Here is an 18,205-nt window from a genome sequence, read left to right on the forward strand (position 1 = left end):
ATTCGGTCCGATGGTCGCGGTTCAGGTGCGGACCACCCCGTTGACCAGAGCATTCTTCGGATCGGTGCCCGGAGCAACGGCCAACACTCCGCAGTCCGCGGGACGATACATCTACCGCAGCCAAAGGCCATCGCGCTCCGTTTGCGGCCACAACAACCTTCAAGATCCCGGTTGCTGTGATCCAGGTCATGTTTGCCGAGAATTCAGCGCTGGCGCGAGGCTTACTCCGGCAATGCGGAGGGGTTAGGATCAACTTCGAGAGGGGGCTGGGATCCTGAACCACGGGGCTGGGTATTATGGTCGGTTGGAGATCTCGGGGGAGGACCTTCTACATCGCTGTAGATGGTTGTCTGCCGGCATTCGCGCGTCGCAGGGGATCGGTGCGGAGCGGCTTCCCGTTCTCGTTCGGCTCCAGCGCCAGACGACCTGGCCGGGTGCGGCGTGCTCCACGCCCGGGCCATTACCTTCTCCGTCGGTCGGGGGTATTCCGCTGATTCCCCATGTCAGTTTCAGTCAGTCCCATATCTAGCGACACGAAGCCCGCGGCTCCGCCCGCACGCGTCGTGTCCGATTCGGACGGGGGCGATATGAAATTCAAGGTACTCGGCCGTGTCGAGATCGCGAACGGCACCGCCTCGACAGCGCTCGCCAGGTCGAAGATCGGCCATATGCTCTCGTTGCTCCTGGCCATGAACAACGAGACCGTCAGCGTGGACATGCTGATCGACGAGCTGTGGGGGGAGCAGGTCCCCCGCAGCGCGCAGGCCACGCTGCAGACCTACGTCTATATGGCACGGAAGATGTTCACCGAGAGTCTGCGGGTCCCGAACGCCCAACGCCTGCTGGTTACCCAGTCGCCCGGTTACATGCTCGCGGCCGACCAGGACGCGATCGACTCGGTCGTCTTCGAGCGCCTGGTCCGGGAAGGCAGCGAGAGCCTGGAGCGGGGTGACCCGGAATCGACCGTCGTCACGCTCACCGACGCGCTGAAGATGTCCCGCGGGTGCCCGTTCGCGGGCATGCCGACCGGGACGGCCCTCAAGGCGCACGTCACCTATCTTCAGGAACTCCGCCTGACCGCTCTCGGTCTTCGCATCGATGCCCGAGAACAGCTCGGGCGGCACCGGGACATCATTCCCGAGCTACGTTCCCTGGTGGCCGAACACCCGCTCAACGAGGGATTCCACGCCCAGCTGATCAAGTCGCTGCTGCGCTGCGGTCGGCGGGCGGAGGCGCTGCAGGCCTACCAGCGACTCTGGCAGATCCTGGACGCCGAGCTCGGACTCCAGCCGACGCCCGAGGTCCAGCGGCTGCACCACGAGGTCCTTGGGTAGGTCGGGGCAGGCCGGCCCGGCCCGCCGGGGCCGGGCCCCGGCCCTGGCGCGGTGCGGCCCTGGCGCGGTGCGGCCCTGGCGCGGTGCGGCCCTGGCGCGGTGCGGCCCTGGCGCGGTGCGGCCCCGGCGGGCGACCGACATTCGGCGAAGGCGCAGTGTTCTTTTCGGATCGTTCGGGCAGGCCGGGCACGCCGGCCGCAGCGATCACGCTGTCAGCGGCGCGCCCGATCCGCCCTCGGCGGTGCTCAGGCCAGGCAGGTCGGCAGACGCCCCCGGTTGTACGCCACCATCTCGGCGAAGACCGGCCCGACGTCCAGCGGCGGAGCGTCCGGTCCTCCGACCACCTCGGCGTACGCGCGGTGCAGGTTCCCGACCACCCGCTCCGGGTCGAGCAGGTGACCGAACTCGCCCGGCCCTGCCGCGCGGGCGGCCCGGCTGATCGACCAGCCGGCCGCGACCCCTTCGGCGGCGATCTGTTGAATCCAGCGCAGGTACGCCACGTTCTCGGCGAACACCTCCGGCCCGGCGACCGCTCCGTGCCCGCAGACGACAGTGGCCGGTTCGAGGGCGCGCAGACGTTCGATCGCCGTGAGCGATCCCGCTACCGAACCCATCAGTGTGAACGGCGTGCAGCCCGACAGGACGACGTCGCCGGTGAACAGGACCCGCTGTTCGGGCAGCCAGGCCACGATGTCGTTGCTGGTGTGCGCCGGCCCGACGTGGATCAGCTCGACGCGGTGCCGACCGACCGTCAGCGCGACCCGGTCGGCGAAGGTGAGCGTCGGGGCCGGCACCTGGAGGTCGCCCCAGTCGACGTCCGGCCACAGGCCGGTCAGGGCGAGACCTGTGCTGGCCAGCTCCTCGGCGGCCCGCTCGTGCGCGATGATCTCGGCCGCTGGTCCGAACACCTGATTGCCGAACGTGTGATCGCCGTGGTGATGGGTGTTCACCACCGTTCGGCGCGGCCCCGCGCCGAATCCGTCGACGGTCTCCCGCAGCTTCCGGGCACGGTTCAGGGTGGCGAGCGTGTCGATGACGACGACCCCGTCGGGGCCGACGACCAGGCCCGCGTTGCTCACACACCACCCACCGGGCAGCTGGGTGTAGGCGTAGACGTCCTCGGCGACCTCGACCAGCTCTGATCTGGTCGAGGTCGCCGCTGCTGTCACGGCCGCGCCGCCACGGGGGCGGGGAGCTCGCCGGCCCCGGGTGCCCCGTTCACGAGGTCGAGCAGGTCACGTGGGGTCTGCATCTCGAAGATGTCGGCGTCGGGAATACGCACGCCGTACTCCTGGGCGATGCGTGCGGCCGCCTCCATCAGGGCCAGGGAGTCATACCCGAGTTCGGTGAACTCGGTGTCCGCCAGGTCGGTCGACGCCACCTCGGCGATCGGTTCTCCGGCGACCGCCACCAGCAGGTGGCACAGCTCGTCAAGGGTCATGGCAGCCATGAACGTTCGTCCTCTCGGTGTCAGGGTGTTTCGCTGCCCGGTCGCGGGCTTCGACGGACGACGACGGCCGAGTTGAACCCCCACCGACCGCGCCCCAGCACCAGTGCATGGGCCAGGTCGGCTGGTCTCGGAGCGTCGCGCACGAGGTCGATCCGGTAGCTGTCGGGGACCCTGTCGGTGGCAGCGGTCGGAGGGATCAACCCGTCACGCATGGCCATCAGCGCGACGGCCACGTCGACCGGTCCGCCGCCCGAATACAGCCGGCCCGTGACCGCCTTCGGCACGGTGACCGGGACGCCGCACGCCCCGAACAGCTCGGTGATCGTCTCGGCCTCGCTGCGGTCCAGCTCGGCGACGCCGGCGCCGTCGGCGAAGACCACGTCGACGTCGGCCGGGCCGATACCCGCGTCCTCGAGCGCCAGCAGTGCCGCGCGGCCGAGCGCGGGCCGCCCACCCGACCAGGGCGGCGGGTCGAAGGTCGACCCGTAGCCGGCGATCTCGCCGTAGAGAGTCTGGGCACCACGAGAGGCAGCCGTGCCGGCGTCCTCCAGGACCAGAATCGCCCCGCCCTCGCCTGGCACATATCCGCGTGCGTCCGTGTCGAAAGGCAGATAGGCCCGATCCGGATCGGTGGCGGTACTCACCTGACCACCTGAAAGCTGGGCGGCCCATCCCCACGGATCGAGGGCCGAGTCGGCCCCGCCGGTGAGCATCATCGGCGTCCCGCGCCTGACGGCCCGGCAGGCATGACCGATCGCGTCCAGCCCACCGGCCTGCTCGGCCACCAGCGCGCCGCTCGGGCCACGCAGCGTGTTGCGGATGGAGATCTGACCGGTGCTCACCGCGTAGAACCAGGCGAAGGACTCGTAGACGCTGACCGCGGCCGGGCCGGTCGTCCACAGCTTGCGGAACTCACGGTGCGTGAACTCGAACCCGCCGCAGGCGTTGGACGTGATCACACCGGTCTCGTAGTCGGTGTAGGTGCCCGGCTCGACCTTGGCGTCCCGCAGCGCCCAGTCCGCCGCGATCAGTACGAACCGGGTGGATATATCGGTCTGGACCAGCAGGCGGCTCGGCAGCAGCTCCGCCGGGTTCAACCCGGTGATCTGGCCCGCGAGCCGAGCCGGAAACCCGGATGTGTCGAACCGGGTCAGCTCGGATATGCCAGAACGGCGATCACAGACGCCCTCCCAGAACGGTTCGAGGCCGAGACCGCCGGGCGCCAGTACCCCGATCCCGGTGACGACGACGGCGCTCATGCCGGGGCGCCCGTCGTACGACGCAGCACCATGGCGCTCTGGAAGCCACCGAACCCGCTGCCCACCGTGAGCACGGCGTCCAGGCGCGCGTCGCGCGCGGTGATCGGAACATAGTCGAGGTCACATTCGGGATCACGTTCGTACAGGTTCGCGGTCGGTGGGATCACGCACCGGTCGATCGCCAGCGCGCAGGCGGCGATCTCGATCGAGCCGATCGCGCCGAGCGAGTGACCGACCATGGACTTGATCGAACTGACCGGTACCCGGTACGCGTCGTCTCCCAGGACCCGCTTGTAGGCGGCGGTCTCATGCCGGTCGTTCTGCCTCGTGCCGGAGCCGTGCGCGTTGATGTAGTCGATGTGCCCGGGGCCCACCCGAGCGTCGTCCATCGCCACCCGGATCGCCTCCGCCATCTCACGGCCGTCGGCCTTCAGACCGGTCATGTGATAGGCGTTGCAGCGCGAGGCGTATCCGGCCACCTCCGCGTAGACGCGCGCTCCACGCGCCCGGGCGTGCTCGTAGGATTCCAGCACCAGCACCGCGGCGCCCTCGGCGAGCACGAAGCCGTCCCTCGACCGGTCGAACGGCCGCGACGCATGCTCGGGATCGTCGTTCCGTGGAGTGGTCGCCTTGATCGCGTCGAAGCAGGCGACGACGATCGGGGTGATCGGGGTGTCCGCCGCGCCGGCCAGTGCCACATCGGCGCGGCCCTCGCGAATCAGCTGACAGGCATGTCCCACGGCGTCGATGCCCGATGTGCAGCCGTTGGAGACCATCGCCACCGGCCCCTGCGCGCCGACGGTCCAGGCGACTTCCGCCGGCATCCGGCTCGGTATCAGGTAGTCGAACATGTGGGGCGACACCGCGTCGTTGTCCACCACCCAGTCGCGACCGCCGTGAGAGACGGCGAGGTATTGCCGTTCCAGGCTGGTGGCGGCGGCGACGGCGCTGCCGATGCTGACGGCTATGGCGGCCGGATCCACGCGATCGACGTCCAGACCGCTGTCGCTCACCGCCTCACGCGCGCACACCACCGCGAACTGCGCGGCCCGGTCCATGCGCTGCGTCTCCTGCGCCGTCAGCCCGTCCACCGCCGGATCGAACGACGCCTCGGCGGCGACCTGGGAGCGGAAGGGCGACGCGTCGAACATGGAGATCGTCCGGGTGGCCGTGCGCCCGGAGGCCAGCATTTCCCAGAATGCCTCGCGGTCGCCGCCGCCCGGCGTCCGCACGCCAATTCCCGAGATAACGACCCGGCGGTTCACGTGCCCGCTCCACGGTCGCAGAAACCAGACCAGGGAACCATCGTCAACCTTTCCTTCAGGCCCGGCCGTCCAGGGTGCGAGCTGCCTCCCCGAAACTTCTCCGTCCGGTGCCACACGGTAGGTTGACGACTGGTTCTCGAACATCGCTGAGCGCCCGGTCGCGCACGAATCAGACGATCTCCGCCGCATCTTTGAGTGGAGATTGAGTACGGCCCCAGACCGCCCTGATAGGACGTCCTGAACACCTTTTCCACGCACGTCCAGGTATCTCGCGTCGGATGGAGGCAGCATGTCGTCGACACCGGTCGACCTCACGGGCGACGAGGCGGCGCCGGGGAGCGCCGCCGGACCACCCCCGATATCGGAAGCGGCCGCGGCCGAGGACGCCACACCTCCCGATCGCCAGGAGGCAGGTGCCGACGACCAGGTGGTGGGGCGACACGTATGGCTCGTCTCCGGCGTCGTCGTCGTCGGCGCGTTCATGACGCAGCTCGACGGTGCCCTGGTGAACGTCGGACTGGCGACCGTGGCCCAGGACCTCGGCGCGAGCCTTTCGACCGCCCAGTGGATTGTCAGCGGGTATCTCCTGGCCCTGGTGATCGGCCTTCCGCTGTGCGGATGGGCCAGCCGGAGAATCGGGGCGGGGTCACTGTGGCTGTGGGTGCTCACCGGTTTCACCGTGACCTCGGCGCTTTGCGCGGCAGCACCGGACATCGGCTCCCTCGTCGCCGCGCGCGCGGCACAGGGGTTCGCCGGTGGTCTGCTCCTTCCCGCCGGTCAGACAATCATCGCCCAGGTCAGCGGCAAGAAGCTGATGGGCCGAGTGATGAGTACCGTCGGAATGGCGCTCGTGCTCGGCCCCGCGCTCGGACCGACAGTCGGCGGCCTGCTCATCGCGCATGCGTCCTGGCGGTGGCTGTTCCTGGTGAACATTCCGGTGGGCGTCGTGGGCCTGTGGCTCGGCCGCAGGCTCATCCCGCGCGGTGACCGGGCGCCAGGCTCGAACTTCGACCTCACCGGCTTCGCCCTGATCGGTGTCGCCCTGCCCGCCCTCACCTTCGCGGTCAGCTGGTCCAGCGACCACCACGGACGGTCGCTGCCGCTGATCGCCATCCCCCTGCTGGTCGGAGCGGTGGCGCTCGCAGCGTTCGTCCGGCGCGGCCGGCGCGTCCAGACGCCGCTGCTGAACACCCGCCTGCTCACCAGGCGGGTGTTCGCCGCGGCCGCGGCGTCCAGCTTCCTCGCCGGAGTGATCCAGTTCGGCGCGCTGGTGATCTGGGCGCTCTACTTCCAGCTCGCGCGCGGGTACGACGTCGTCGAGACGGGCCTCGCGATGATCGGTTTCGCGGCAGGCGCCGCGGTGTTGCCGGTGGCCGGCCGGCTGACCGACCGGTTCGGCGGTGGCCCGGTGTCCCTCGCCGGCGGGTTGCTGACCACCGTGGCGTTCGTTCCGGTGGCGCTGCTCCCGGACGGCATCGACATGATCGTCATCGAGGGCTGTCTGTTCGTACTGGGTGTCGGCAACGCACTGTCCGTCGTTCCGTCCTCCACCGCGGCGTACGTCGCGGTGGAACCGGCGCAGCTCCCGGATGCCGTCACGATGATCAACGTCTTTCTCCGGCTTGGTGGCGCGGTCGGGGCGGCCCTGCTGGTCACGGTGCTCAGCTGGTCCGCGGGCACCGACGTCACGGCGGCAGGCAGCACCGGGAGCGCGACCTTCCACGCGCCGTTCTGGTGCCTGTGCGCGCTGTCGGGGCTGTTCGTCGCCTCGGCGAGCTGGCTGGTGGCATCCACGGGGCGACCGGCCCGGCGGTGATCGGACGTTGATCAGACGGAGATGATCCGGCGGACCGCCGCCGGCCCCGTTGTCCTCGGCGCCGGGTCACCCGAGGGGGCGGAGCCGGCGGCGGCCTCGCGCGCACCAGCCGCGAGCCGGGCGGTCGAAGTCCTGGGGCCGAACACGATGAGCCCGAAACGTTCCCGTCGAGGCGGGCGTGACGGGCGTGACGGGCGTGACGGGCAACCGCGAAGAATCAGGCGGTTGCCCCGCCGTCGACGCTGATCACCTGGCCGGTGATCCATCTGGCGGCGTCGCTCACCAGGAACGACACGACATCGGCGACGTCCTGAGGCTGGCCCGGGCGCCCGAGGGGCGACGGATGGGCCGGCGCTGCCCCGCTGTCGGCCGGCACGACGTCGGCCGGCACGGCGCCCGACGTCGTCGGGCCAGCCGTCGTCGGGCCAGCCGGGTCCGCCGGACCGATGCGCAGCGAGTTGACGGTGATACCGCGGGTACCGAACTCCTTCGCGGCGACCTTCCCCAACGTCTCCCTTGCGGCCATACTCGCCGCGAAGGCCGCCGAACCCACTGTCGGAGCCGCCACCACGGTGGAGGAGAGGATGACGATCCTTCCCCACTCGGCGAGGCGGCTGCTTGCCTCCCTCAGCAGGTGCACCGTGCCCCGGACGTTGACGGCCAGGGTCTGGTCGAGGACGTCGGTCTCCAGTTCGGCCACCAAACGTGCCGTGCCGTCGGTGGGGTTGCTGACGACGAAGTCGACCCGCCCGTAGTCGGCGAGCACCTCGCCGAACAGATCAGCGACCTGGTCGGCCCTCGTCAGGTCGACCTGGCGCATGCTCGCCGAGCAGCCGGCGGCCGTCAGCTCCGCCACGAGACCGCGGGCCGCCGCCGCGGCGGGGGCGTGATGGGCGACGACCACATGATGACCATCGGCGGCGAGCCGCTGGCAGATGGCCGCGCCAACACCGTGTGTGCCTCCGGTGACGACGGCCACGTTCCCGGTGAGCTCCACGCCCCACGACACCTTCCGTCAGGTCGGACTATCCGGCTTCGCGGTCGGTGCCGGCACGCTGGACGTCGCCGGCGCCGCCCGCGGCATCCGACGTGGCTTCGACCCCGAACTGGGCCAGCCTGCGCAGCTCCGCCATGAGCGGACCGGGGGCGTCGCCGAAGAAGGCCTCGTCGGCGTCCTCGACGACCTTGAACGCACGCAGCGCCAGGGCGGCTCCCGCATCGGTCACCACGATGACCTTCGCCCGGGTGTCCCGGGTGTCGGGACGCCGTTCGACGAGCCCGCGGCTTTCGAGGCGGCGAAGCACCTCGGAGGTCATCTTCACATCCGTGGCGGCCTGCGCGGCGATCGTGACCTGGTTTGGCTGCTGGCCCTGCCTGTTGAGCCACCAGGCGCACGCCAGCAGCACGAACTGAACGTGGGTGAGCCCCAGCGGCCCGAGTGCGTCGGCCACGGAGCGCTGCCAGCGCAGAGTGGTCCGCCAGAGGAGAAAGCCCGGGCTGTCGGCGGGGCCGCCAGCGAACCGGGTCACGGTGTGGGTGTGCCCTGGGGGACGCTCCCGGAAGACGCCGCGGTGAAGAGGTCGGCCATGGCCTCCGGGAAGTCCTCGCTGATCTGCGGGCCCAGCTCCGGCCCGACGTCGTCGGATCCCGGGCCGCTGATCTCCAGGTGGTGCGTGACCTTCGTCCGGCCCGGCTCCAGCGGGATGAGCACGTGCCGGAACAGCAGGGTCAGCTCGCCGAACTGGGTCTGGTCGGCGTAGACCTTCGGCTCGTCAAGCTCGACGATCTTCGACCGGAACGTGTCCTGGCCGGCAGGGGTCACCGAGAGCTCCGTGCCCACGACGAAAGGGCCGTGGAGCTCGAAGGTGTCACTGCGATCGCTCAGTTTCACGCCCGAATGCAGGTCACGCAGCGCGGCCCAGACCGCCTCGGGGGCGGCATCCGCAACGGCGCTGTACTCGGTGGTCCACATGGCTGTCCCCTCGTCGATTGACTACGCACAGATTATCTGTGCGTAGATGGTCGAGACAAGGATTATGTCGTCCTGTCGAGGGCGAGCGTGTCGCAGCCCGTGTGTGACCATCCGTCTCGAACCAGTGACGTTCCTGAGACTCGGATGTCGACGAGGACCTCGAGACCGGCCCGGTGCTGGCCGGCGGCGAGCGTTACCGTCAGGTCCGCGACCGGCTCGCCGCGCGGTCCTCCGCCTGGGTTCGGTGGACGTCGCCGCGGCTGTCTGGGTCGGCTGGGGCGACGACGTCACCGGACCACCGCCCGGACCCGCTCGGCTCGGGGTGGCGACCTTCGGCCTGAAAGGCGGAAGGTCGGCGGTTCGACCCCGCCCCTGCCCACTCTCCCCCTCTGGCCAGCGCAAACGTCGACCGGCCGGTTCAACCGTCCGTCGCACAGCGCTGGAACAGAGGAAAACTTTCGATGACGGCTTCCCGGCCCCGGCAGCCCAAAACCTTGATCGCTGGCCCGTTCCAGCCCGTGATCAACTCCTTCCGGCTCCACCTGAGCGCCGAAGGCAAGTCCCCCAAAACGATCCGCACGTACGTCGAGGCGGCGCAGTGGTTCGCCGCCGCGCACCTGCTCGCGCACACCTCGCACACCGACTAGGAGGACGTGACCGCGGACGACGTCCGCGCGTGGCTGGTCTACCTTCTCGATCACTACTCGGATAGCTATGCCAACAACCAGTTCCGGGCGTTGCAGCAGGTCTTCAAGTGGTTCGCCGAGGAGGAAGAGGTCGGCAACCCGATGGGCCGGCTGAAGCCGCCCAAGGTCGCAGAGAAGATCGTCCCGGTCTTCACCGAGAGGATCGGGGATGGTGGGCTGGTGGTTCGAGTTGTGCGCCTTGAGCAAGTAGCTGGCCTGGTCGGCGCTGAACCCCCGGTGCACCTTGTAGGTGCGGTGGTGAGTGCTGCTGCTGGCCCGCCGGTGGCGGCGAGGACATGGATGGGGTAGGGGTAGCCGTTGTGGCGTACCGTCGGCCGTGTGCTGGAAGTGGCGGTCCAGGCGGCGGCGAGCTCACCTCACTCAGCCGGCGGCGGCCGCGGATTGTTGTGAGCGCACCGCGGCACGTAGAGCCGGAACGGCCGGGCCCGCGACCATCTCCACAGCGGCCAGGCGGTGCCGCAGTTCGCGGCGCACCCGCCGGCCGCGCAGTGCGCCGATCTGGCCGGCGGCGAGCAGCGCGGCCAGGCTCGCCGGGGCCGGATCGGCAGTGTGACCGGCGCCGGCAACGGCGGCGCGGCCGGGACTGCGGCTACGGCTGCTGCCAGGGGTGCCGCGGAGGGCTTCGTCTACCGCGTGTTGGAGGCGGAGCACCATCACCCGGTCGCGCACCGTCACACCCGTCGCCGGAATGATTCCGATGATTCGGCGGTGCTCCAGCCTGATCCAGCCGCCGTCCGCGAGGTGCTGCCGCACGATCCGGTCGGTGCCGCGAGGCCGCCGACCCACCCAGTATCGCCAGGACCGCTCGCGGCCGGACGCCGCGATCTCGGTGATCAGCTTCGCGTGCAGCGGGTCGGTGGACGAGGCGCCCGCACTGCTCGGTGGCCGTCCTGGACGGGCCGAGCTGGGCTGCGGGCCCCGTCCGTGCGGGCTCCGTCCGCGCTGGGTTGCGCCGCGCCGAGCCGGGCTGTGCCGGGCTGGGCCGTGTGCGGCGGAGGTGCCGCCGGAGGGGGTGACGAGCAGGACCCGGCCGTTGTCGTCGGCGATCACCCCCTGGTGCAGCAGGTCGGTGAGGGCGGCCGCACGCAGGGAGAGGCCCAGGTAGGGCGACCTGTGCATACGGTTGTGCTCCAGGTCGTAGGCGAGTAGGAACAGCTGGGCAGGCAGGGACGACGGCGGTTCCACGGATCTCTTCCTCCTTGGTCGTGTCCGGCGGGTGGTCGCGGCCCGGCGGTCGCGGTGTCGGCCGATCCGTCCGGCAGCGGTGAGGCCCTGCTTTCAGACCGCCTTCATTTTTCTCAGCCGGACGGGCGCCCGCAGGCGTGCAGCGGAGGGGTATGCAAGCGGGCGGGTTCGTGTGGACGGGCGTGCGCCGGCTAGATGTGATCTGGCGGTTCCTGCTCCGCCGCCCGGTCCTGCTCCGCATTCCGCTCGTGCTCCGCATCCTGGTTGCCCTCTGCCGCCCGGTCGCCGGCTTCGGGATGGGTGGCGGGCATGCGTGGAGGGCGACCGCGGCGGGGGAGGGCGCTGACGTCCCGCGGTAGCCGGCCTCGGTCGGCGAGTGCCGCGCGGAGCAGGTGTTCGATCTGGGCGTTGGTGCTGCGCAGCTCGTCCGACGCCCAGCGTGCCAGCGCGTCGTGCACGGCGGGGTCGAGCCGCAGCAGGATTTTCTTTCGTTCAGCCACGGGCTCTCACTGGCTTTCCTCGCTCAGGTGTACAGCGATCCGGCGTTGATGACCGGCTGGGTCGACTGTTCGCTGCACAGAACGACGAGCAGGTTGCTGACCATGCTCGCCTTGCGTTCGTCATCCAGGTCGATGATGTTCTCCTGGTCGAGGCGGGTCAGCGCGGCCTCGACCATGCCCACCGCGCCCTCGACGATGCGTGACCGGGCCGCCACGACCGCTCCGGCCTGCTGGCGGCGCAGCATCGCCTGGGCGATCTCCGGTGCATAGGCCAGGCGGGTGATGCGTGACTCGATGACCTGGACTCCGGCGGAGGCGACGCGGGCCGCGATCTCGCCCGAGAGTTTCGCGGTGATCTCCTCGGCGTTGTCGCGTAGCGACATGATCTCGGGTGCGGCGTCGTAGGGGTAGCTGGTCGCGATGTGCCGGACGGCGGTCTCGGACTGGATGGCGACGAACTCGACGAAGTCGTCCACCTCGAAGACGGCCTGGGCGGTGTCCTCCACCTGCCAGACGACCACGGCGGAGATCTCGATCGGGTTGCCGTCGGCGTCGTTGACCTTCGCGACACCGCTCTCGTGGTTGCGGATCCGGGTGGAGACCTTGTGCCGGGTGGTGAACGGGTTCACCCAGCGCAGGCCGGTGGTGCGGATCGTTCCGGTGTACCGCCCGAACAGTGCGACGACACGCGCCTCACCCGGTGCCACTGCGGTGAGGCCGCACAGGGCGACGATCGAGGCGATGAGGCCCAGCAGGCCGACGACGATGAGCACCACCCCCGGTGCGGGGTGTCCACTGGCGGCGACGACGATGCCGACAACGGCGGCTCCTAGGCAGATCAGCGATCCCGCCAGGCTCAGTACCAGGGCAAACAGCCCGGAGACGTCGTGAGCGGGATGTTCACGGACGTTCGGTTCGGGCATGTCGACAACGTGATCGGTCCCGCTTCGTGGTGCCTCGGTGGTCATCTTCGCCTCCAGGCGTGGCTGGTCGAACGTTGTGGGGACGCGCCCGTAGCGCCGGCCCTACCGGACGCACTTTCTCGTCTGTCCGGGTGACTGCGGGCCGAGGCGTGGCCCTGTGACCCGCCCCGTGATCCATCCGGTGATCTGCCTTGTGGCCCGCCTCGTGACCACTCTGATATCAAAGTGATATCACTTTAACTCGCCGCGATGACGTCGTCCACCATGCGGAGGGCAGCCGGAGGTGACGGATGGCGGACAGGCGGCTGGAGATCGACGGGGTGCGCAAGCGCTACGGGGAGGTCACCGCCCGCACCTCGGTTCACCATGCTCGACCACCGCGGCGCGGGTGATTCCATGACAGCCGGTGTGGCGGCCGCGCTGGCCCGCTGCGCTGACCTGGGACCGGGCATCGCGGCTTGGTGCCGCGGCCGGTGCGCTGAACACCACCCGGCACGGGCTCGCCACCGGCGAACGGGACCTGATCGAACGCCTGGCCACACGGGTGGACGTCCGCCCGGCCAACGGGGCGTACCCGAAGTCTCGGAAAAGGCTGGCCCATGCAGCGACGTGGAGCTGCTCCGCCGGGGCTGGGCAACGGCCACGGCTCTCGCTGCACCCGCGGCGTCGGGTGTCGTGGATCTCGCAGGGCTCGCCGGCGACGCCGATACCTGAACGTGGTCTGGATGCCTGAACGTGACCTGCAGCCGTCCCTGGGCGCGGGCCGAAGGCCCCGTCGAGAGTTCCACGTGGTTCACCTGCGTCGGGTGGCGCGGCCCCGTCCACGATCAGCGACCACGTCCCGTCGCCTCGATTCACGTCGCCTCGCATCGCGTCGCCTCGCATCGCGTCACAGATTGGGCCAGCGGCGCCCGTCGCGGCACCGGAAACACCTCCATTCCCGCCATTTCTGTGATCACGCTCACGATTCATGTGGCCCGTGATCGCTGAACCCTCGGGCATTCGAGTGACGTGTCAGATGTGTGGGGCCCCGCGGGGCCGAGATCGAGGTAAAGGAGATTGACGAAGAATGCGAAGGCTATTTTCGGCGCGCCGCGTCGTCGTTCTGGCGGCGCTGGCCCTCCTGGCCGCACTGGCTGGACCTGCGACAGCGGCGTCGGCCGCCGCCCCCGGCCAGCTCATTCTGTGCTCGAACGGGGGCTACGATTTTTTGTGAGCTTCCCCGGTCGGGGTGGCCTGTCCACTTTCATCATCCCGAACGGCAGCTGCCACTCCACCTCGCTGGGCGGGAACTACAACGAGCAGATCGACGTCTACCGGTGGGACGGAGGTGAGCATTACCTCGGCTCGACCATCTACAACGGTTCGGTCGGCCTGGTCGTCGTGACCATCGGCGGGCCCAGTTACTACGCCTACGTTCCCTGACGGCGGATCCTGCCGCCGGAACGTCCCGGAGGCAGGCTGAGTCAGCCGGCCGGCCGTTTCCGAAGGCGTCGGCGTTCGCACGTGGCGATCTGCCCGTGAGCACCGCGGCGCTGTTCTCCGTCGCGGCGGCACGGCGGCGGTCACATCCGAACGCCTTCCGGCTCCGGGTGTGCTGAAGACCGCGATGACGTGCACCCGATTCAGGAGCCGAACAGGCCGGCGAGCTGTTCGCTCACCGTCGTCAGATGGTGCAGGGTCCCGTACCGGCGCCAGGTCTTCCCGTTTCCGCCCGTCGCCCGGCCTTCGGCGACCCCCGCGATCCAGCGGTCGGCAGGACAGTGCTCACGGCCGGCGAAGTGTGGCGATCTGTACAGTAGGCCGGCGACCGGGCTCATCGCGACCGCGCCTTTGCCTATTCCGTGGCGGCCCCGGAACAGGTCGATACTCCGACCGATGATCCACTGGCCGTCACTCGTGTAGCGCAGTGTGGCCTTCTGAGAAGCCCACCGAGGCGGCGGGTCGGCGTCCGCGTCCGGGTTCGCGACGGCATAGTCGCCGAATGCCAGCGGCCGGTCGGGCAGGCTCGCCACGACTGCGCGGTAGGCCGCCCACTCCGTCCGGTCGATGGGTGAGAGGCCGGCGGGCACGTGCGACAGGCTCGAGGGGAAAGCCGTGCCCGCGATGGTGGCACTGCGCCAACCAGTGGGAAACGGAAGACCGAGCAGCTCGGACCTGAACGCGTCCGACAGCGGGCCGGGATCAGCCTTGACGTGTGTGCCCAGGTCAAGGACGAGGTCGACCTCACCAGGTGCGACTCGCAACAACGCCAGGAGCTTGGTCAGCCTGGCCCCGTTGTCGACGGACGGCCACTCGTCCGGCGGCAGTCGGAGGCAGACGCCCAGCCCGTGTCGGTGATTCACCTCGGCGACGGCCGCGTTGTAGAGCTCGGTCTGGTTCAGAGACGTCGTTGGGATGGGCTCGAGGCCGAACTGGGCGAGGTCGTCGACAAAGGCCCCGAGGAGGTGGGTGCCCACACCCGACCGTTCGTTCCGGAAGTGCCTGAGATCGACGAACGCCGGTCCGGTCCAACTGTCGGCGATGCCCAGGAGCAGGTTATCGAGGTGCTTGCCGACCGTGTTCTTCGGCTCCTTCGTCTTGAAGTCCCTCGGCACGGGCGGGGCCACCAGCATCGGGATCATTCCCGAACGCGTCTGGCGGGACGCCTCCCGGAGAGCTTCCCGCTCACCACCTCTCGCCAGCAGGATCGGCACATACCGCAATCCACCAGCCACAGGAGATCTCCCGTCGCGTTCGGGGATCAGGTCTACTCATCCAGTAACAGGATTCCACGCCTTTCGTGACGGCTCTGCCACTTCTGGTATTTGGCCCCCGGGTCGACCTTTTCCTCGTCGACGGCGCCGGGCTGGCTCTCGTCTACGACGCGACCCGATCCGCCCGCGATCTTGCGACCTACTACGTCGCGGGGTCAGGGCGACCGCGACGGGAGAATGCCCGTCGAGCAGGGACGGCAGCGTGAACCTGACGATCACGAGATAGCTGAGGACGAGGCCGACGAGCGCGGCCAGCCCGCGCCAACGGGCAACCGCGACAACCACGGCGGCGGCGAGGAACGCGATCCAGCCGATGGGCGCTCGCCTCGGTACCCCTAACCACCGCGATCGCCGCACGCCGCCTCACGACGACACCCCCCAAGCGCACAATCCCCTCCGGCCGTCGCGGACACGGCCGACACGGCTCCTGGTGTCACGTCGACACCGACACCCAACCCCTCCCTATCGGTCCACCCAGAAGACCGGGCGGTTCCGCCCGCGGGCCGGCCGGTTCTTGCCGCGGGCGAGGGCCCGGCCGGGGACGGCGTCGGCCGGATGCCCGGCCCGTCCCTGTTCCGCGCCGGCGGTCGCGCACCTGTCGGGCTATCGAAAATGAATACCGTTATCCTTGCGGTGAGTGCGCGCCACGGGGCGCTCGCGGGCGGCCCTGGCACCGTGCGCTCCGGGCGGGCCTGCCGGCGTCCCTGGCTCCCTGTTCGTCCGACCTGATTCGTGTTCGTCCGACCTGATTCGCGGCAGCGCCGCCACGACATCGAGGAACATCGCCATGAAGATCGCTTTCGTCGGCAAGGGTGGCAGCGGGAAGACCACGCTGTCCTCGCTCGTCGCCCGCCACCTCGTTGGCCAGGGCCGCGCCGTGCTGGCCCTGGATGCCGACATCAACCAGCACCTGGCGGTTGCTCTCGGCCTCGACGAGCACCTCGCGGCGTCGATACCCACGCTTGGCGACCATCTCGACCTGATCAAGGATTACCTGCGCGGTGACAACCCGCGTATCCCGTCCGCCCGTGAGATGGTCAAGACGACGCCGCCCGGCCACGGCTCACGGCTGCTCACCGTCACCGGGCCCAGCCCGATCCACGAGCGGCTCAGCGTCGACGCGAACGGGGTCCGCCTCATGGTCACCGGAGCGTTCACCGAGGAGGACCTCGGCGTGGCGTGCTACCACTCCAAGGTCGGCGCGGTCGAGCTCCTGCTCAACCATCTGATCGACGGGCCCGACGAGCATGTTGTCGTCGACATGACCGCCGGTGCGGACGCGTTCGCCTCCGGGCTGTTCACTCGTTTCGACCGGACCTTTCTCGTCGCCGAGCCCACCCGCAAGGGCGTCGCCGTCCACGAGCAGTACCGCCGGTATGCCGCCGATCACGGCATACCGATCTCCGTCATCGGTAACAAGATCCATGACGAGCGGGACGTGGCGTTCCTGCGTGACCATGTCGGCGACGATTTGCTCGTCCACCTGGAGCAGTCGGCCGCGGTCCGGGCCCAGGAACAGGGCAGCCCGGCCGGTGCGGTCGCTCTGGAAGCCGCCAACGTGGCGGCCCTGGACTGCATCGTCGCCGCCATCGAGGGCACCAAGCGCGACTGGGACCGTCTGCACCGGCAGATGATCGAGTTTCATGTGAAGAACGCCCGCTCCTGGGCGAACGACGCGGTCGGCACCGACCTGTCCTGCCAGATCGACCCCGACTTCAGGCTGGACGCCCGGGCCGTACTGACGGCGGCCGTCTGAGCGAGGACGATGGCCATCTCTATCGGAGGAAGTTCCTGCGGTTCGACGGCCGTAGCCGATCAACGGACGGTGTCAGGCCATCACCTTTCGGCCCGGCGGGGGCCGAGCCGCCGCGGTGGGCCAGGGCGAGTGTCGCGCCGGCGGCGAGGAGGACCGCGAGGGCAGCGAAACCGTAGGTGAGGGTGGTGAGGGAGGCTACGGCGGCGACAAGCAGCGGGCCGCCGGCGTCGCCGAGTTCGCGGCCGAGTTCGGCGGAGCCCATGGTCTGGCCGAGGCGTTCGGTGGGGGCGCCTGCGGCCAGCGCGGCGAAGCCCAGCGGCATGATCAGGCCGGTGCCCACGCCGATAAGGGTGGCGCCGGCGAGTACGCCCGTCAGGCCGGGCAGCATGGCGGCGGCGAGGCCGGCGGCGGTGATCGCCAGTCCCGCGGCCAGGCCGGCGCGGGTCGTGAGACGTTTCTGGTCGAGGGCGCGGCCGGCCCGTGGCTGGGTGAGCGCGGCGCAGGCGGCGAGCACGGACACCGCCGCGCCGGTGGCCAGGGTGCCCAGCCCGGCCGCCCGGCCTGTGACGGGCAGGAAGCCGACCCCGACGGACAGGGCCGCGGTCGCCGCGGCCAGTGCTCCGGTCGGGGCGAGAAACGTCGGGTCGGCGAGCCGCCGGGCGAGATCGAGTACCGTCTGTCGGGTCTTGGGGAGCGGCGGTACGACGGGCACGGCCAGCGCGGCCCACAGGGCGACCGCCGCGCCGAGCGCCGCGAGGACCGCGAACAGCAGCCGCAGGCCGCCGGCCCACACCAGCACTCCACCGAGCAGTGGGCCGAGGGTGTAGCCGATCGACTTGTAGAAGCCGTAGGAGCCGAAGGCCCGGCCGTGTCTGGCGGCGGGGTTGAGCCGGGCGACCAGGGCGGAGGCCGACGGTGAGAAGGCCGACGCCGCGGCGCCCTGGCCGAGGCGGGCGGCCCACAGCCAGCCGGGGCTGTCCGCGACGGCGTACAGCGCGGAGGCGAGGGCGAAGGCCACCAGGCCACCGAGCAGCACTGGGCGGGCTCCAATGCGGTCCGCGAGGCTGCCGAACAGAGGCTTGAGCAGCACCTCGGCGCCGTCGTACAGGGCGAGCAGCCCGCCGAGCACCAGCAGCGAGGTGACCGCGTCGTCGGAGAAGCCGCCGAGATTGGCCGCGATGCCGTGGGCGCCGAAGGCGGTGGTGAACCCCGCCGCGTACAGCGGCCACATCTGCCGCGGGGGAGCCGGATGCGCGTGCGCTGGCGGGGTCATCGGTGCTGG

19 protein-coding genes are annotated in these 18,205 nt (G+C 70.0%); 6 read left to right on the top strand and 13 right to left on the bottom strand.

What is annotated here, in order from left to right:
- Positions 1 to 587: 587 nt before the first annotated feature.
- Positions 588 to 1,334: an AfsR/SARP family transcriptional regulator gene (locus tag AWX74_RS29115; RefSeq protein ID WP_091283386.1), complete on the top strand. Its 747-nt coding sequence runs from the start codon at positions 588 to 590 to the stop codon at positions 1,332 to 1,334.
- A gap of 245 nt (positions 1,335 to 1,579) precedes the next feature.
- On the opposite strand, the gene AWX74_RS29120 is transcribed toward AWX74_RS29115, so the two are convergent.
- Genes AWX74_RS29120 through AWX74_RS29135 form a run of 4 tightly spaced genes read right to left on the bottom strand, consistent with a single transcriptional unit; the run spans position 1,580 to position 5,308 of the window.
- The gene (locus AWX74_RS29120) at positions 1,580 to 2,503 is read right to left on the bottom strand and encodes an MBL fold metallo-hydrolase (RefSeq protein WP_091283388.1); all 924 of its coding nucleotides are present in this window, start codon (positions 2,501 to 2,503) and stop codon (positions 1,580 to 1,582) included.
- The gene (locus AWX74_RS29125; RefSeq protein WP_091283390.1) at positions 2,500 to 2,784 is read right to left on the bottom strand and encodes an acyl carrier protein; all 285 of its coding nucleotides are present in this window, start codon (positions 2,782 to 2,784) and stop codon (positions 2,500 to 2,502) included. Before AWX74_RS29125 ends, AWX74_RS29120 begins: the two co-directional genes overlap by 4 nt.
- 20 nt (positions 2,785 to 2,804) lie before the next feature.
- A complete protein-coding gene (locus AWX74_RS29130) occupies positions 2,805 to 4,043 on the bottom strand; it encodes a ketosynthase chain-length factor (RefSeq protein WP_091283392.1) in 1,239 nt (412 codons plus the stop codon).
- Complete coding sequence (locus tag AWX74_RS29135) at positions 4,040 to 5,308, bottom strand: beta-ketoacyl-[acyl-carrier-protein] synthase family protein (protein ID WP_091283394.1); 1,269 nt, start codon at positions 5,306 to 5,308, stop codon at positions 4,040 to 4,042. Before AWX74_RS29135 ends, AWX74_RS29130 begins: the two co-directional genes overlap by 4 nt.
- Before the next feature lie 289 nt (positions 5,309 to 5,597).
- On the opposite strand from AWX74_RS29135, the gene AWX74_RS29140 reads away from it, so the two are divergent.
- Complete coding sequence (locus AWX74_RS29140) at positions 5,598 to 7,124, top strand: DHA2 family efflux MFS transporter permease subunit (protein ID WP_091283396.1); 1,527 nt, start codon at positions 5,598 to 5,600, stop codon at positions 7,122 to 7,124.
- A 217-nt stretch (positions 7,125 to 7,341) separates the two neighbouring features.
- Here AWX74_RS29140 and AWX74_RS29145 read toward each other — a convergent pair whose 3' ends face one another.
- The 3 genes from AWX74_RS29145 to AWX74_RS29155 are packed head-to-tail and all read right to left on the bottom strand — an operon-like array spanning position 7,342 to position 9,096.
- Entirely contained in the window at positions 7,342 to 8,121 is a 780-nt protein-coding gene (locus AWX74_RS29145) for an SDR family NAD(P)-dependent oxidoreductase (RefSeq protein WP_165615817.1), read from the bottom strand.
- Between the two features lie 28 nt (positions 8,122 to 8,149).
- Positions 8,150 to 8,653 carry a MarR family winged helix-turn-helix transcriptional regulator gene (locus AWX74_RS29150; protein ID WP_091283400.1) on the bottom strand — a complete coding sequence of 168 codons (504 nt, stop codon included), beginning with the start codon at positions 8,651 to 8,653 and terminating at the stop codon, positions 8,150 to 8,152.
- Positions 8,650 to 9,096 carry an SRPBCC family protein gene (locus tag AWX74_RS29155; RefSeq protein ID WP_091283401.1) on the bottom strand — a complete coding sequence of 149 codons (447 nt, stop codon included), beginning with the start codon at positions 9,094 to 9,096 and terminating at the stop codon, positions 8,650 to 8,652. Before AWX74_RS29155 ends, AWX74_RS29150 begins: the two co-directional genes overlap by 4 nt.
- 461 nt (positions 9,097 to 9,557) lie before the next feature.
- Between AWX74_RS29155 and AWX74_RS29160 the strand changes: the two genes are divergently transcribed.
- Both AWX74_RS29160 and AWX74_RS29165 read left to right on the top strand, forming a co-directional pair.
- Entirely contained in the window at positions 9,558 to 9,743 is a 186-nt protein-coding gene (locus tag AWX74_RS29160) for a hypothetical protein (protein ID WP_091283403.1), read from the top strand.
- A gap of 6 nt (positions 9,744 to 9,749) precedes the next feature.
- Positions 9,750 to 10,091: a hypothetical protein gene (locus AWX74_RS29165; protein ID WP_091283405.1), complete on the top strand. Its 342-nt coding sequence runs from the start codon at positions 9,750 to 9,752 to the stop codon at positions 10,089 to 10,091.
- Between the two features lie 72 nt (positions 10,092 to 10,163).
- On the opposite strand, the gene AWX74_RS29170 is transcribed toward AWX74_RS29165, so the two are convergent.
- From AWX74_RS29170 to AWX74_RS29180, 3 genes are all read right to left on the bottom strand, one after another.
- Entirely contained in the window at positions 10,164 to 10,988 is an 825-nt protein-coding gene (locus AWX74_RS29170) for a GOLPH3/VPS74 family protein (RefSeq protein ID WP_091283407.1), read from the bottom strand.
- A gap of 191 nt (positions 10,989 to 11,179) precedes the next feature.
- Positions 11,180 to 11,488: a type II toxin-antitoxin system antitoxin gene (locus AWX74_RS41635; protein ID WP_091283410.1), complete on the bottom strand. Its 309-nt coding sequence runs from the start codon at positions 11,486 to 11,488 to the stop codon at positions 11,180 to 11,182.
- Positions 11,489 to 11,511: 23 nt separating this feature from the next.
- On the bottom strand, positions 11,512 to 12,456 hold the full coding sequence (locus AWX74_RS29180; protein ID WP_091283412.1) for an SPFH domain-containing protein: 945 nt from the start codon (positions 12,454 to 12,456) through the stop codon (positions 11,512 to 11,514).
- Positions 12,457 to 13,623: 1,167 nt separating this feature from the next.
- Between AWX74_RS29180 and AWX74_RS29190 the strand changes: the two genes are divergently transcribed.
- Entirely contained in the window at positions 13,624 to 13,836 is a 213-nt protein-coding gene (locus AWX74_RS29190) for a hypothetical protein (protein ID WP_091283414.1), read from the top strand.
- A gap of 200 nt (positions 13,837 to 14,036) precedes the next feature.
- Here AWX74_RS29190 and AWX74_RS29195 read toward each other — a convergent pair whose 3' ends face one another.
- Entirely contained in the window at positions 14,037 to 15,128 is a 1,092-nt protein-coding gene (locus tag AWX74_RS29195) for a beta family protein (RefSeq protein WP_091283416.1), read from the bottom strand.
- Positions 15,129 to 15,164: 36 nt separating this feature from the next.
- Entirely contained in the window at positions 15,165 to 15,524 is a 360-nt protein-coding gene (locus AWX74_RS41640; protein ID WP_278184663.1) for a YibE/F family protein, read from the bottom strand.
- Positions 15,525 to 15,954: 430 nt separating this feature from the next.
- Between AWX74_RS41640 and AWX74_RS29205 the strand changes: the two genes are divergently transcribed.
- The gene (locus tag AWX74_RS29205) at positions 15,955 to 16,923 is read left to right on the top strand and encodes an ATP-binding protein (protein WP_091283418.1); all 969 of its coding nucleotides are present in this window, start codon (positions 15,955 to 15,957) and stop codon (positions 16,921 to 16,923) included.
- Positions 16,924 to 16,942: 19 nt separating this feature from the next.
- Here the strand turns inward: AWX74_RS29205 and AWX74_RS29210 are convergent, their stop codons facing one another.
- The gene (locus tag AWX74_RS29210) at positions 16,943 to 18,196 is read right to left on the bottom strand and encodes an MFS transporter (protein WP_207550437.1); all 1,254 of its coding nucleotides are present in this window, start codon (positions 18,194 to 18,196) and stop codon (positions 16,943 to 16,945) included.
- Positions 18,197 to 18,205: the final 9 nt, after the last annotated feature.

This window comes from Parafrankia irregularis (assembly GCF_001536285.1).
GTDB lineage: Bacteria > Actinomycetota > Actinomycetes > Frankiales > Frankiaceae > Parafrankia > Parafrankia irregularis.